Source organism: Pseudomonas sp. URMO17WK12:I12, from assembly GCF_000514395.1.
GTDB lineage: Bacteria > Pseudomonadota > Gammaproteobacteria > Pseudomonadales > Pseudomonadaceae > Aquipseudomonas > Aquipseudomonas mucoides.
Genome location: NZ_AZVV01000003.1, coordinates 351,490 through 365,166, shown reverse-complemented (window position 1 = coordinate 365,166; position 13,677 = coordinate 351,490). Strand labels below are relative to the sequence as shown.

Annotated in this window: 15 protein-coding genes; 8 read left to right on the top strand and 7 right to left on the bottom strand. The window is 56.0% G+C overall.

Translation table 11 applies throughout. The annotated features are described in order from the left end of the window. Positions 1-112: 112 nt before the first annotated feature. Positions 113-1,462 carry a heavy metal sensor histidine kinase gene (locus D882_RS0101950; protein ID WP_027921670.1) on the bottom strand — a complete coding sequence of 450 codons (1,350 nt, stop codon included), beginning with the start codon at positions 1,460-1,462 and terminating at the stop codon, positions 113-115. Beyond that, complete coding sequence (locus D882_RS0101945; protein ID WP_027921669.1) at positions 1,462-2,142, bottom strand: heavy metal response regulator transcription factor; 681 nt, start codon at positions 2,140-2,142, stop codon at positions 1,462-1,464. The genes D882_RS0101950 and D882_RS0101945 overlap by 1 nt, the downstream gene beginning before the upstream one ends. Before the next feature lie 155 nt (positions 2,143-2,297). Between D882_RS0101945 and D882_RS0101940 the strand changes: the two genes are divergently transcribed. Both D882_RS0101940 and queF read left to right on the top strand, forming a co-directional pair. Continuing rightward, positions 2,298-2,822: a plastocyanin/azurin family copper-binding protein gene (locus D882_RS0101940; protein ID WP_027921668.1), complete on the top strand. Its 525-nt coding sequence runs from the start codon at positions 2,298-2,300 to the stop codon at positions 2,820-2,822. A gap of 61 nt (positions 2,823-2,883) precedes the next feature. Beyond that, the gene (queF, locus tag D882_RS0101935) at positions 2,884-3,714 is read left to right on the top strand and encodes an NADPH-dependent 7-cyano-7-deazaguanine reductase QueF (RefSeq protein ID WP_027921667.1); all 831 of its coding nucleotides are present in this window, start codon (positions 2,884-2,886) and stop codon (positions 3,712-3,714) included. A gap of 84 nt (positions 3,715-3,798) precedes the next feature. On the opposite strand, the gene D882_RS0101930 is transcribed toward queF, so the two are convergent. Continuing rightward, on the bottom strand, positions 3,799-4,062 hold the full coding sequence (locus D882_RS0101930; protein ID WP_027921666.1) for a DUF4404 family protein: 264 nt from the start codon (positions 4,060-4,062) through the stop codon (positions 3,799-3,801). Between the two features lie 109 nt (positions 4,063-4,171). Continuing rightward, positions 4,172-4,792, bottom strand: coding sequence for a hypothetical protein (locus D882_RS0101925; RefSeq protein ID WP_027921665.1), 621 nt, complete (start codon positions 4,790-4,792; stop codon positions 4,172-4,174). 200 nt (positions 4,793-4,992) lie between these two features. On the opposite strand from D882_RS0101925, the gene D882_RS0101920 reads away from it, so the two are divergent. Next, positions 4,993-5,682 (top strand): VacJ family lipoprotein, encoded by a 690-nt coding sequence (locus D882_RS0101920; protein ID WP_027921664.1) that lies wholly within the window; start codon positions 4,993-4,995, stop codon positions 5,680-5,682. Between the two features lie 60 nt (positions 5,683-5,742). Here the strand turns inward: D882_RS0101920 and D882_RS0101915 are convergent, their stop codons facing one another. Continuing rightward, positions 5,743-6,042, bottom strand: coding sequence for a PilZ domain-containing protein (locus D882_RS0101915; protein ID WP_027921663.1), 300 nt, complete (start codon positions 6,040-6,042; stop codon positions 5,743-5,745). A 276-nt stretch (positions 6,043-6,318) separates the two neighbouring features. Between D882_RS0101915 and rssB the strand changes: the two genes are divergently transcribed. Further along, positions 6,319-7,500: a two-component system response regulator RssB gene (gene rssB / locus D882_RS0101910; RefSeq protein ID WP_027921662.1), complete on the top strand. Its 1,182-nt coding sequence runs from the start codon at positions 6,319-6,321 to the stop codon at positions 7,498-7,500. After that, positions 7,500-7,982: an anti-sigma factor antagonist RssC gene (gene rssC, locus D882_RS0101905; RefSeq protein WP_007943680.1), complete on the top strand. Its 483-nt coding sequence runs from the start codon at positions 7,500-7,502 to the stop codon at positions 7,980-7,982. The genes rssB and rssC overlap by 1 nt, the downstream gene beginning before the upstream one ends. Before the next feature lie 72 nt (positions 7,983-8,054). Here rssC and tal read toward each other — a convergent pair whose 3' ends face one another. After that, positions 8,055-8,981, bottom strand: coding sequence for a transaldolase (gene tal / locus D882_RS0101900; protein ID WP_027921661.1), 927 nt, complete (start codon positions 8,979-8,981; stop codon positions 8,055-8,057). A 282-nt stretch (positions 8,982-9,263) separates the two neighbouring features. Between tal and D882_RS0101895 the strand changes: the two genes are divergently transcribed. After that, positions 9,264-9,668 (top strand): hypothetical protein, encoded by a 405-nt coding sequence (locus D882_RS0101895; RefSeq protein ID WP_256218273.1) that lies wholly within the window; start codon positions 9,264-9,266, stop codon positions 9,666-9,668. Between the two features lie 19 nt (positions 9,669-9,687). On the opposite strand, the gene D882_RS0101890 is transcribed toward D882_RS0101895, so the two are convergent. Continuing rightward, a complete protein-coding gene (locus tag D882_RS0101890) occupies positions 9,688-10,659 on the bottom strand; it encodes a glycosyl hydrolase family 5 (protein ID WP_027921659.1) in 972 nt (323 codons plus the stop codon). A gap of 271 nt (positions 10,660-10,930) precedes the next feature. Between D882_RS0101890 and D882_RS0101885 the strand changes: the two genes are divergently transcribed. Continuing rightward, positions 10,931-11,371, top strand: a complete 441-nt coding sequence (locus tag D882_RS0101885; protein ID WP_027921658.1) for a low molecular weight protein-tyrosine-phosphatase — start codon at positions 10,931-10,933, stop codon at positions 11,369-11,371. 44 nt (positions 11,372-11,415) lie between these two features. Next, the gene (locus D882_RS0101880; RefSeq protein ID WP_027921657.1) at positions 11,416-13,644 is read left to right on the top strand and encodes a polysaccharide biosynthesis tyrosine autokinase; all 2,229 of its coding nucleotides are present in this window, start codon (positions 11,416-11,418) and stop codon (positions 13,642-13,644) included. Positions 13,645-13,677: the final 33 nt, after the last annotated feature.

The following is a 13,677-nucleotide window of genomic DNA, read 5'->3' as shown; positions in this document are numbered from 1 at the left end:
ATCGCGGGCAAGCCCGGCTCCCACAGTTGATCGAGTTGAATCACACCGTTGTGAACGACTCCAAACCCTGTGGGAGCCGGGCTTGCCCGCGATGAGGCCGGAACTGCTGGCCTCAACTTCCCTTAGGCAACTCAATCACAAAGCGCGTCCACCCATTCTCTGATTCGCAACGAATCTGCCCGCCATGGGCACGTACGATTGACTGCGTAATCGCCAGCCCCAACCCCGCATGTTCGCTGCTACCTTCCTGACGCGCCGGATCAGCCCGATAAAACCGGTCAAACAATCGCGGCAGCAATGCCCCGTCAATCCCATCGCCACTGTTTTCAACCGACAGGGTCAACCCTTTGGCCTGCTCGACAATCCGCACCCGAACCTCACCCTCGGCCGGCGTGAACCGCAACGCATTGTCCAGTAAATTGGACAGCGCCCGGCGCAACATGCTGCGATCACCCTCCATGTGCGCGTTACCTTCCCGCGTGAGCGTCACCTGAGCGTCTTCTGCCAGCGGCGCAAAAAACTCCAGCAACAGATCCACTTCCTGCGCCAGTTCCAGCGGTTCGCGCTTGGGCGACAGCAACCCATGATCCGCCTTGGCCAGGTACAACATGTCGTTGACCAGTTGCGCCATCCATTGCAGTTCTTCGAGGTTGCTGTGCAGCGCCTCGCGGTAGTCCTCGATGGGCCGGGGGCGGGTGAGGGTGACCTGCGTGTGGGTCAGCAGGTTCGACAGCGGCGTGCGCAGTTCGTGAGCGATGTCGGCGGAGAATGCCGAGAGTCGTTGAAAAGAGTCGTCAAGGCGTCCGAGCATGGCGTTGAAGCTGTGGGCCAATTCCGCGAGTTCTGGCGGCATCTTCTCTTCGGGCAGGCGCGCATTCAGTGATTGCGCTGACACCCCCCGGGCGACCGCACTCATGCGCCGCAATGGGCGCAACCCGCTGCGCGCCGCCCATGCACCAAGTAGCGCAGTGGCCAAGGCGGATAAGCCAACAGTCAGCCAGATCAAATGCTGCATGCGTTGCAGAAAATGCTGGTGATGGGTGATGTCCAGCAACAAGGTCAGCTGCGGGGAATCAGGTTTGTCGACAAACAATGGCGCATTCAGCACGCGGTAGTCGGTGTCGCCGTCGTTGAGGGTCGATAAGCCGGGTGTTTGCGGGAGCCTGTCCGGTAACTGCGTCGAACTGTCATACCAGCGCTGGCCATCGCTGCCGGTAATGCGCAGCGATAAATCGGCCTGGCGGCTCAATTCATCCGCGAGTCTGATTTTGCTCTCGCTGGATTGAATGTCGTGAAGTGCCCGGCGCAATCCAATCAGCTTGCCGTCCAGCAATTGCTGATCGAGCTCGACGAAGTGCGCCTCGCTGGCGCGACTGAACAACACCCCGGCGAACAGCGAAACCACCGCTGTGCAGGCCGCAAACAGCAATGCCAGACGGCTGCTCAACGAAAGACGCCGCATCAGGCGATACGCTCTTCAAGGACGTAGCCCATGCCGCGCACGGTGTGGATCAGCTTGTTGGGGAATTGATCGTCGATCTTCAGGCGCAAACGACGGATCGCGACTTCGATGACATTGGTGTCGCTGTCGAAATTCATGTCCCAGACCTGAGAGGCAATCAGCGATTTGGGCAGGACTTCGCCCTGACGACGCAGGAGCATTTCCAGCAGGGCGAATTCTTTGGCCGTGAGGTCGATACGCTGGCCGCTGCGCTCAACGCGACGGCGGATAAGGTCCAGGCGCAAATCGGCCAGTTGCAGGCTGGTTTCCTGTGGCGAAGCGCTGCCGCGACGCAATAGGCTGCGGACCCGGGCCAGCAGTTCCGAAAAGGCGAACGGTTTGACCAGATAATCATCGGCACCCAGTTCGAGGCCATGGACCCGGTCCTCGACTGCGTCACGCGCCGTCAGAAAAAGCACCGGCGTGTCGAGGCCGGCACTGCGCACCGCTTGCAGAATCTGCCAGCCATCGCGACCGGGCAACATCACGTCGAGAATCAACAGCGCGTAGTCGCCGCTCAGCGCCAGTTGTTGTCCGGTGCTGCCATCGGCCACCAGTTCCGCATTGAAACCGGCCTCGGTCAGGCCCTGGCGCAAGTAGTGGCCGGTTTTCGGTTGGTCTTCGACGATCAGTAATTTCATGGGCGACTCTGGGCAAATGGAACGAACGCTTTATACCGTGGGCGGCGTTATTTCAGGTCAACCTGACAAAGTTGTAATCTGGCTGTCAGGTTGCGGGCAGTGGCCGCAGTTTAGAGTTTTCCACAGGCTGAACCTTATCTTGTTGGAGTACGACTATGTTTTTGCGCAAATCTTTGCTGCGGATGGCGTGTTTGTTGGCGTTGAGTTCGCCGGTGTGGGCTGCCCCGGCGCAGTCCTACGACTTCGGCCAACCCGCTGCGGCGGCCAAGGCGACTCGCAGTGTAGAAGTGGTGATGGGCGACATGTCGTTCACCCCCAAGGCGATTGATATCAAGGCGGGTGAGACCATTCGTTTTGTGCTGGTGAATAAAGGCCAGTTGTTGCACGAATTCAACCTGGGGGACGCGGCGATGCATGCCAAACACCAGCAGGAAATGTTGCAGATGCAACAGAGTGGCATGCTGATGCCTAACGGCATGAAGGAAATGGACCACGGTGCGATGGCGGGCATGGATCATGGAATGATGAAACACGACGACCCGAACAGCGTCCTCGTCGAGCCGGGTAAAACCGCCGAGCTGACCTGGACCTTCACCAAGGCCAGCAGCCTGGAGTTTGCCTGCAACATCCCCGGCCATTATCAGGCGGGCATGGTCGGCAAGTTGACTGTCAGTCAGTAAGCACTCAATGGTGGGCGCAAAGGCTGGTAGAATCCGCTGATTCTTCAGTCAGGTTTCCGCCATGCATCCCGCAGCCGAACACTCGCCGCTGGGCAAATCCAGCGAATACATCGCCACTTACACGCCGTCCCTGCTGTTCCCGATCCCGCGTACCGCGAAATGGGCCGAGCTGGGTCTGACGGCTGAGACCCTGCCGTATAAAGGCGTGGATTTCTGGAACTGCTTCGAACTGTCGTGGCTGTTGCCGTCCGGCAAGCCAGTCGTGGCGATTGGCGAGTTCAGCATCCCGGCGGATTCGCCGAACATCATCGAATCGAAGTCGTTCAAGCTGTACCTGAACTCGCTGAACCAGACGCCGTTTGCCGATACGGCGAGCCTCGAAGCGACGCTGGCGAAAGACCTGTCGGCGGCTGCCGGCAAGCCGGTTGGCGTGCGCATTCGCAGTCTCAAGGACGTTGAAGCCGAAGGCGTGGTTGCGTTGCCGGGTGTGTGCATTGATGACCTGGACATCAGCGTCAGCAACTACGAACACCCGCGTCCGGAGCTGCTGCGTTGCGATGAGTCGCGCATCGTGGAGGAGAGCGTGCACAGCCATTTGCTCAAATCCAACTGCCCGGTCACCAGTCAGCCGGATTGGGGTAGCGTGGCGGTGGAATACCGTGGCGCGGCACTGGATCACGCGAGTTTGCTGGAGTACATCGTGAGCTTCCGTCAGCACTCGGACTTTCATGAGCAGTGCGTGGAGCGGATTTTCCTCGACTTGCAGCGGCTGCTGAAGCCGGAGAAATTGACGGTATATGCGCGGTATGTGCGCCGTGGAGGGCTGGATATCAACCCCTATCGCAGCACCGAAACCGTTCAACTGCCGAACCATCGCCTGGTCCGTCAGTGAAGATCTAATGTGGGATAGCATTGCCAATCCCGGATATTAAAAAGCCCCGCTATCGCTAGCGGGGCTTTTTTGTATCCGGCGGGTTCAGATCCCCATGTTGCCCAGGGTTTGCGCGATGTTGCGCAACGTGCCGGCAATAACTGGGTGTTCGAGTTCAAAGCGTTCGACGGCCAGGTTGACGCCGTCAGCCAGACTGGAATCCTTGGTTTCCCGTTCCAGTTCAAGTTTCAGTTCGATCTGTTGCATCAGCGCGTGCAGGTCTTCGCGCTCGGCTTCGGACAGCGGTGGATTCTGTTCCAATTGCTCGCGCAGAGTATTGAGTTGTTCTTGCAGTTCGCGGGCAGGCATGGCGTTCTTCCTTTTATCGATAGGCACTGGCATAGACCGCAGCCTCGCGCCAAAGGTCTATGGCTGACCTTTAGATTAATCCACTTGCGCGCAACCTGCATGATCTCGGTCAGGGCTTTTCGCCCTTGAGCCGGCGCAGGCTGATATCGGCCAGGCAGGTGTCGAGGTCGCCGAGATGATCGATCACCGAATGCACGCCCAGCCCGAATAGCTGCATCGTCGCCTTGCCGCGCAAGTGCTCGCGCTCCTTTTGGGTCAAGGCGTGCCATTCGCTGGGTGCGAGGCCGCAGAGCGAGCCGCAGGACGCCAGGCCAATCGTCCACAACCCGGCATTCAGCCCCGATTGCAGCAACCGGGGTTCGCCACTGACCAGCACGCAGCCATCCAGGCGTTCGACGTTCAACGCCATCAGGGCTTGCCAGCAAGCGTTCGGAGCGGGCCATGGGTTGATTGTTGCGGAATGTTGCGACGAGGTGATCCAGGAGGGCAGGGTGACGGCCAAGGAATGACTGAGGGTGGGAGGTAGTTCATCGAGCCAGGCGCAGGGAATTTGCTGGCGCTGCAAACTGCGCAGGCTGTCCAGCGCGCCGGGAGTGGCCTCGGCGTGCTCGGCAGAGTAAGCCCCGTTCTGACGCGTCCGGGCGCCGAAATCCACCAGGCAACCACTGAGGCCGAACAGGACGGCGGTCAAGCTGGGTGCTGCAACGGGCAAGGTTTCGGCGTGCGGCATAGGAGCGTCCCTGAAATAGTGACAAGGCTATGCGGCGTCAGTGACAGTTGAGTGACATTGATGTGAAGCGCTCTCAATCGGAGCGATTCATCTGTAGGCGAATGAGCGCGAGGCTGCCTAAACTGGCTTTTCCGTCTTATACTTGCCAGCTTAATGCCCGGGCCAAGTGCCCGCGCCAGTAAAATCCAAGGAGTTTTTTTATGCGCTGGAGCAATCATCTCGCTCAGCTTTTTGTGTGTGCCAGCGTGTTGCTGGTTCCGTTTGGGGCTCAGGCTGCTTCAGAAGACGATCCTTGGGAAAGCATTAACCGTCCGATCTACAAGTTCAACGATGTGATCGACACGTATGCACTCAAGCCTGTGGCTCAGGGCTATGAGTTCATCACGCCGCAGTTTCTGGAAGACGGCATCCATAACATGTTTCGCAACGTCGGTGACGTCACCAACCTGGTGAACAACATTCTGCAGGCCAAACCGGCCGCGGCGGGCACCGACACTGCACGTATCATCTTTAACACCACGTTCGGCCTGCTGGGCTTCTTCGATGTCGGGACCAAGATGGGCCTGAATCGTAATGACGAAGACTTCGGTCAAACCCTTGGCTACTGGGGTGTCGGTAGCGGCCCGTATGTGATGCTGCCGCTGTTGGGCCCAAGCACCTTGCGTGATGCGCCTTCCAAGTATGTCGACAGCTACACCGGCCCGTACCCTTACATCAACGATGTGCCGGTGCGTAACTCGGTCTTCGGCCTGAACATCGTCGACACGCGTGCCAGCTTGCTGTCGAGCGAGAAGCTGATCACCGGCGACAAGTACATCTTCATCCGTAATGCGTACTTGCAGAACCGTGAATTCAAAGTCAAAGACGGCAAGGTTGAAGACGATTTTTAATCTCGACCGGTAAAACGAAGAAGGCGGCCCATGGGCCGCCTTCTTCGTTTTGGATCCGGCTTATTTCATCTTCAAGATTGTAAGCCCGAGTTTCTGACCTTCACCGTCCAAAGGCTTCACCCACACCACTTCGGTGTCGGCCTCAAGACCTTTTAAGGCGGCGTGATCGGAATCGATGCGCACGTTGAGCCGGTCGCCCACCTTGAACTCACGCTTCGCTTCAACCTGCATGCCACTGCTGGAAAGGTCGATGCAGACGGCTGGCACCTCATCACCTTCATGAATCAACGACACATCGGCATCGACTCGCATGCGGATGAAATCGCGCTTTTCGCTGTAGTCCCGACCGGTTTGACTCATGGGCTCGATCCTTCCATTGGGTTACGGATTTGTCCGTTCTTATAACTCCCGGTGATTTGACAAGTAAAGACGCCAAGCGACCATCGGCGTGAGCTTGAAACGCCTCTCGGATGGGAGTACCGTCTGCGCCTTAGAAGGGCACCTCTGGTGTACAGGTGAGTAGGGCAAACGCTCGAAAACGGTGCAATAGAGAGGCTAGAAAGCGAATCCAGTAGTGTGAGCCGGGCTAAAACCCGTGCCTGCTACGCCAACCTAATTCTGGCGCCGTTTGCCCACATGCCAAAAACCAGTGCCACGCTGCTGATAATCGATGATGACGAAGTAGTGCGCGCGAGTCTCGCGGCCTATTTGGAAGACAGTGGTTTCAGTGTCCTGCAGGCCAGCAATGGCCAACAGGGTCTTCAGGTATTCGAGCAAGACAAGCCCGACTTGGTCATCTGCGATCTGCGCATGCCGCAGATGGGCGGACTCGAACTCATTCGCCAGGTTACCGAACGGTCCCCGCAAACGCCGGTGATTGTGGTTTCGGGTGCCGGCGTGATGAACGACGCGGTCGAGGCACTGCGCCTTGGCGCCGCGGATTACCTGATCAAGCCTCTCGAAGATCTGGCAGTGCTCGAGCATTCTGTGCGCCGGGCCCTTGATCGTGCACGCCTGCTGCTGGAAAACCAGCGCTACCGCGAGAAGCTGGAAAAGGCCAACCGCGAGCTCGCCGCCAGCCTGAACCTGCTCCAGGAAGACCAGAACGCCGGTCGCCAGGTGCAGATGAACATGCTGCCGGTCAGCCCCTGGACCATCGACGAGTTTCAGTTTGCGCACCAGATCATCCCGTCGCTGTACCTCTCGGGTGATTTCGTTGACTACTTTCGGGTCGATGAGCGTAGGGTAGCCTTCTACCTGGCAGACGTTTCCGGGCATGGCGCCTCTTCAGCGTTCGTTACCGTGCTGCTGAAGTTCATGACCACGCGCTTGCTGTTCGAATCCAAGCGCAGCGGTACATTGCCGGAATTCAAGCCTTCAGAGGTCCTTGGTCATATCAACCGAGGCCTGATCAGTTGTAAGCTGGGTAAACACGTCACAATGGTCGGTGGAGTCATCGACGAGGAGACAGGTTTGTTGACCTATAGCATCGGTGGTCATTTGCCGTTGCCAGTGTTGTACACGCCAGACAGTGTTCGTTATCTGGAAGGGCGCGGTCTGCCGGTGGGGCTCTTTAATGAAGCCACCTACGAAGACCACGTGCTGGAGCTGCCGCCGACGTTCAGCCTGACGCTGATGTCTGATGGCATTCTGGACCTTTTGCCAGAAGCCACACTCAAAGAAAAAGAAGCGGCGTTGCCCCAACGGGTCAAGGCTGCGGGCGGCACCCTGGATGGGCTGCGGCAGGTTTTTGGATTGGCCACGCTGGGGGAGATGCCGGATGATATCGCCCTGTTGGTGTTGAGCAGGAATCTTTAATGAGTACCGGTAGAATCCAGTTCGCCGAGCAGGATGGCACCTTCGTCCTGAAATTCGTCGGTGAAGTTCGCCTGACCCTGTGTTCGGCGTTGGATGCGACTATTGATCGGATCTTCACCGCGTTGAATTTCAACGCGATCGTGATCGACCTGACCGAAACCCGCAGCATCGACAGCACCACCCTTGGCCTGTTGGCCAAATTGTCGATCCTGTCGCGGCAGAAAGTCGGCTTGCTGCCGACTGTCGTCACCACCCACGAAGACATCACCCGGCTGCTCGAATCCATGGGCTTCGAGCAGGTGTTCAACATTGTTGACCAGCCAGTGCCGTGCCCGGAATGCCTGGACGACCTGCCAGACCAGGATCAGTCCGAGGAAGTGGTGAGGATCAAGGTGCTTGAAGCCCACAAAATCCTCATGGGCCTCAATGATCACAATCGTGAAGCGTTCCATGACCTGGTGAACGCGCTGGAGCGTCACTGATCACTTAAGTAACTGGCACAAAAAAGGGCGAACCCATCAAGGTTCGCCCTTTTTGTATTGCGCTAACTCAAATCACAGCTTGGCTTGCAGCAGAGCTTCAAGCTTCTCCTGGTCGCGAGCAAACTGACGAATGCCCTCAGCCAGTTTCTCGGTCGCCATCGCGTCCTCGTTGGACAACCAACGGAACTGCGCTTCATTCAAGTTCAGGCGCGCCTCACCGGCATGCCCAGGCGCCAACTTGCGCTCCAGCTTGCCAGTGTCCGTCGCCAGCTTCTCCAGCAGGTCCGGGCTGATGGTCAGGCGATCACAACCGGCCAATTGCTCAATCTGGCTCAGGTTGCGGAAGCTCGCGCCCATCACCACCGTCTTGTAGTCATTGGCTTTGTAGTAGTTGTAGATGCGGGTCACCGACTGCACGCCCGGATCATCCGCGCCGGTGTAGTCGTTGCCGTTGGCTTTCTTGTACCAGTCGTAAATCCGGCCCACGAACGGCGAGATCAGGAACACGCCTGCATCGGCACACGCGGCTGCCTGAGCAAACGAGAACAACAGCGTCAGGTTGGTTTGAATGCCTTCTTTTTCCAGTGTCTCTGCCGCGCGAATGCCTTCCCAGGTGGAGGCAATTTTGATCAGCACGCGGTCACGGCCAATCCCGGCCTTGTCGTACAGCTCGATCAGACGGTGCGCGCGCTTCAATACGGCGTCAGTGTCGAACGACAGACGTGCATCCACTTCGGTGGAAATGCGGCCCGGGACAACCTTCAGAATCTCTTGCCCGACTGCAACGCCAAAACGGTCGCTGGCCAGGCCCACATCGCCTTTGCAATCGTGAACGCAAGCGTTCAGCAATTCGGCGTAGGCAGGAATCGCTGCGGCTTTGAGCAACAGGGAAGGGTTAGTGGTGGCGTCCACCGGTTTAACGCGAGCAATAGCTTCGAAGTCGCCAGTATCGGCAACCACGGTGGTCATTTGTTTCAGTTGTTCCAGCTTGGAAGTCATGGGCGTGCTCTGTCCTGTGGGTCTAATGACATTACCCGAGCGCTGACAGCCACTCAAGGGCGCATGTACGTATCAATGGCCCCAGCGGCAACAACCTGAAAACGGCTGTTTGAATGGCGGGGCACCGTATCGGTTAATACGATGCCAAAACCGGGCACAGGTTCAAGGTAACTGACCGTTGACGCCTTATCTTGAGAGGGGGCGCCGTTAAAAAGGGTCGGGCCCGCCGTTATAAGATGTCAAATAGCGAGGCCCGGATGCCGTGTAACGTGCTGCTGATAAATGGATGTATCGGACGGGAAGATGACTTCACAGGGGAAGCAGGTGTCTGGAAATGTGGAGGCCTTCGATGACCTTATCCTGGGTTATGTCCTGAAGAAACTCACCGAAGTATTTGAAGAGTTGATGGCCGTTTCAAAAAATAACCACCCGGATAATTTGCAGGGTGTGGTTGAAATGGGCAGGGTTAAAGCCGCAAAAAATATTCCCGGTTGGCTGCAGCGAGTGAAACACAGCGTGCCGTCTCAGGTCACCCGCGTAATGATGGAGCAAATGAACGACGCGCAACAACGTCAGCAAGACCTGCGCATTGAAGCGCAAGTCGTATTGTTGGAAGTGCTGGTGGAAGCCTCTCTGGCGCTCGACCCGACGAGTTATTCCGAATGCACGAACAAGAGCCCCCATTAACCACGGAGGCTGTTTTTCGCTAGGGTGCCTTTAATAGCGTCTTGACGGCCGCTTCCGCTGGTTTTGAGTTGCCATCAGAAGACTTTAATCCAAAACTTCGTTCACGGTCATTGCTGCCTGAGTCGCTGTTTTTCCATTCGTAAAGAGAGGTCAGCGGTATGTTCAGCTGCTTGACGTCGGTAATGAACTTGGTGATGCGTGTGGCCTGTCCGGTAGTTCCTCCGATGGAACTGAGCGATGGCACTCCCCATTCGGTAATCACGCCGGGTACATGGAAACTGTCGAGAATAAATGCTTGAGCACTGCTGATCTCAGTGCTCGACATACCATAGGGATGATAGGAGACAGCACTCAGGCATTTCGGATACGCAGTCATGATTTTAGTCAGTGCAGCGGTCGACTTGGAGCCTGTGGTGGGCGCCCGTGCGAATCCAAACCCGATCAGCGGTGTTGAGTGATCGCGCTTTTGCAATCCGTTGCACACTGCGCTCATGAACGGCACAAAGGTTACTTCAAAATCCTGTGTGGGCCAGTATTTTGGCAAGTCCGGTTCATTCCATATTTCAATGGCCACAAGCTGCGTGCTGTATGTGTTTTCCAGGCCAATGACTGAGTTTGAGAATGCCGCGCCTGCGTTGGCGAGTTCATCGTCACCGCTTTTCGATTTGCCGGTTAACGCTTTGGTTGAGCGAACGGTCATCAATACTGGCAAGTTGGCAGATTTGGCGGCAGCGAAAGCTTCATTGATCTGATTCTGGTACGCCGGGCTGTTCAAGCTGTTGGTCCATACGCCAAAACGCACGAACCCGAAGCCAGAGTCCTTGATTTGCCGGGCATCGGTGGCAGAGAAGTTTTGAATCTTTACCTGAACGCCTATGGTCTTGTTGCCCTCTGCCAATGCGGGAAAAGCCTGGCTGGCGTTAGCGTGATTGTATGCGCCGAGTAACAATAGTGTTGAGACGCTAATACATCGAAAACACGTTAAGGTCATGTCTGATTCCTGAGGGGGCGAGTAATACAGCCATATCATCAATTCTCTATTGCCGGTGCGCCATTGTTATTTTTAGTCGGAAAATAATGCGCAGATTGCTGTCGTTATTTTTGGTCCGGCTATTCTGGTTGGGCGTTTTTTATGTGTCGTGGTATTTAATATCCTTGTATTTCCATGATCGATCCATCTCTGAATGCGGGACCGATCTTATCGGTTCACTCATATCCCCGCTACACATTGGCCGATTCGACACTACACGGGAAGAGTAGCCTTGTTCAGAAAGATTCTTATCGTCTGCGTGGGCAATATTTGCCGAAGTCCAACAGCTGAAATGTTGCTGCGCAACGCGCTGGAGCCTTCGGATATCTCGGTAACCTCCGCGGGGCTGGACGCGCGGGTGGGCGAGTCTATGGAGCCCAACGCACTTTCCGTTCTCGAAGAAAAGGGTCGCGCTGCCCAAGGGTTTAAAGCGCGGCAAATTACGCCTGCGATTGTTAATGAATCAGACCTGATTCTGGTCATGGAAAAAGAGCATGTAAAAGGCGTGCTGAATATTGCCTCGCACGCGAGGGGTAAAGTGTTTCTTCTGGGCAAGTGGCAGAGTGAGCGCGAAATAAAGGACCCGTATCGTCAAGGAAAAGCTGCTTTTGTCCATGCTCATGCATTGATTGAAGATGCTGTTTGCTCATGGGCACAGCGCCTCGGACGTTGATGGATGATTTTCAGATTAGTATTAAAGGTAAAAGAATAGACCTTATGCAGTTACCGTCAGTAGTCAGCACCCGGGATAAAGAAGGAGACGAGATTGATCTTCTCGGCTTACTGGGCACATTGATTGATCATAAATGGTTAATAGGTGCCATCACCGGTGCATTCATGGTGACCGGCGCCGCCTATTCGATACTATCGCCACCTGTGTATCTGGCGAACGCGTTGGTACAGGTCGAACCGAAAAAGAACGACATGTTGGGGTTTTCGGATATCAGCAGCATGCTGGGTGGCCAATCCCCGGCGGCGACCGAAATCGGGATTATCAAATCTCGAGCGGTCATCGGTAAAACCGTCGATGATCTGCGCCTGGATATCGTGATAACGCCCAACACCTTCCCTGTCGTGGGCGGCTTTATCGCGCGACGATACAAGAGTACTCCGACGGAAAGTGTTTCGCCTGCGCGCTTCGGCATGAGCAGTTATGCCTGGGGGGGCGAGCGTCTTGATATCGGGAAGCTCAAGCTGCCTGATGAACTGTTGGGTAAAAAATTGACCCTGGTGGCTGAAGAGCAGAACCGCTTCAAGCTCTACGATGACAATGGCGGTTTGTTGGCCGCCGGCACGACAGGCAACGCAGTTGTAGACAATGGGGTCGAGGTGCTTGTCGCGCGCATGGCCGCGAATCCGGGCACTAAATTCGAAGTCGTTCGCAATCCACGGATTGTCACCATTCAGAATTACCAGGACGCTCTCGATGTCTCCGAGCAAGGTAAAGAGTCGGGCATTATAAGCCTGGCCCTTGCCAGCACCGACTACACCCTGGCGGTGAAGATCCTCAACAAGATCTCGACACTTTATGTACAGCAGAATGTGCAACGCACCTCTGCCGAGGCGGCCCAGAGCCTGGACTTCCTGCAGGCGCAACTGCCTCAAGTCAAAGAGGATCTGGTCAAAGCCAGCAACGCGCTGAACAGCTATCAAACCCGCGGCAATACGGTAAATATCTCACTTGAAACCAAGTCTGTTCTGGAACAGATGGTGGTGCTGGATACGCGCATCTCCGATCTGAAGCTCCAGCAAGCGGACCTGGATCGAAAGTTCACCCGAGAACACCCGGCCTACCGCGCCTTGATGGCTCAAATCGCGGATTTGAACAAGCAGCGCCATGGTTTGGAGAAGAAGGTTCAGGATCTTCCGGCCACGCAGCAGGAACTGTTGAACCTCACTCGTGATGTGGAAGTGGCGACTCAGATTTATACCCAGTTGCTGAATAAATCCCAGGAGCTGGACATCATCAGGGCAGGGGCGGTTGGCAATGCGCGATTGATCGATACCGCCGACGTCGATACCACAACTCCGGTCAAACCACGCAAAGCCCTGATCGTTCTCATTGCAACTTTCCTTGGCGGATTTGTCGGTGTTGCCTTGGTGTTGGTGCGTAAATCCCTGAGCCGAGGCCTCGAGGGGCCGGAAGCCATCGAGCAGCTTGGGCTACCTGTTTATGCCTCCATTCCATACAGCGATTTGCAGCGGGAAGAAGACAGCAAAAAAAATCGGCTGGGTGACGCCGTCAACAACCAGTCTTTTCTGTTGGCCCTGCGTAATCCCACTGACCTGTCGATCGAGTCGATACGCAGCCTGAGAACCTGTCTGCATTTTGCAGGGCTGGATGCGACCAACAACCGGATCATGATTTCCGGGCCGAGTCCGCAGGTGGGCAAAACGTTTGTGTCTTCGAACCTGGCGGCGGTTATTGCTCAAAGCGGGCAGCGGGTCGTACTGATCGATGCCGATATGCGCAAAGGTCATCTGCACAAGACCCTGGCAACGCCGATCACCAATGGTTTATCCGATCTATTAACCAAACGCTGCAGTATTGAGCAGGCGATCAATAGAGTTGAAACGGACAACTTGCATTTTATTAGTCGCGGGCAGGTGCCGCCTAATCCATCAGAGCTGTTGATGCATGCCAACTTCAGAGAGCTCCTGGCAGAACTGAGTGAACTCTACGATGTGGTGATCATCGATACGCCACCGCTTCTGGCAGTGACAGATGCTGCCATCGTCGGACGTGAAGCCGCCATTAATCTGATTGTGACGCGCTTTGGTGTGAATCCTGCCAAAGAGATCGAATTGACAATACGTCGATTTGCGCAAAACGGTATCGAGTTGAAGGGCGCCATTTTTAACGGCGTCGAGAAACGCGCGTCCAGCTATTACGGTAATGGCAGTTATGGCTATTACAACTATGAGTACGCCTCTGACAAGTCCTGATGCGAGTTCTATCTATCAGGTAATCGAGTTGAG

Coding starts and splice junctions, on each gene's coding strand:
- D882_RS0101950 (WP_027921670.1), bottom strand. CDS start 1,462: ATGCGGCGTCTTTCGTTGAGCAGCCGTCTGGCATTGCTGTTTGCGGCC.
- D882_RS0101945 (WP_027921669.1), bottom strand. CDS start 2,142: ATGAAATTACTGATCGTCGAAGACCAACCGAAAACCGGCCACTACTTG.
- D882_RS0101940 (WP_027921668.1), top strand. CDS start 2,298: ATGTTTTTGCGCAAATCTTTGCTGCGGATGGCGTGTTTGTTGGCGTTG.
- queF (WP_027921667.1), top strand. CDS start 2,884: ATGCATCCCGCAGCCGAACACTCGCCGCTGGGCAAATCCAGCGAATAC.
- D882_RS0101930 (WP_027921666.1), bottom strand. CDS start 4,062: ATGCCTGCCCGCGAACTGCAAGAACAACTCAATACTCTGCGCGAGCAA.
- D882_RS0101925 (WP_027921665.1), bottom strand. CDS start 4,792: ATGCCGCACGCCGAAACCTTGCCCGTTGCAGCACCCAGCTTGACCGCC.
- D882_RS0101920 (WP_027921664.1), top strand. CDS start 4,993: ATGCGCTGGAGCAATCATCTCGCTCAGCTTTTTGTGTGTGCCAGCGTG.
- D882_RS0101915 (WP_027921663.1), bottom strand. CDS start 6,042: ATGAGTCAAACCGGTCGGGACTACAGCGAAAAGCGCGATTTCATCCGC.
- rssB (WP_027921662.1), top strand. CDS start 6,319: ATGCCAAAAACCAGTGCCACGCTGCTGATAATCGATGATGACGAAGTA.
- rssC (WP_007943680.1), top strand. CDS start 7,500: ATGAGTACCGGTAGAATCCAGTTCGCCGAGCAGGATGGCACCTTCGTC.
- tal (WP_027921661.1), bottom strand. CDS start 8,981: ATGACTTCCAAGCTGGAACAACTGAAACAAATGACCACCGTGGTTGCC.
- D882_RS0101895 (WP_256218273.1), top strand. CDS start 9,264: ATGGATGTATCGGACGGGAAGATGACTTCACAGGGGAAGCAGGTGTCT.
- D882_RS0101890 (WP_027921659.1), bottom strand. CDS start 10,659: ATGACCTTAACGTGTTTTCGATGTATTAGCGTCTCAACACTATTGTTA.
- D882_RS0101880 (WP_027921657.1), top strand. CDS start 11,416: ATGCAGTTACCGTCAGTAGTCAGCACCCGGGATAAAGAAGGAGACGAG.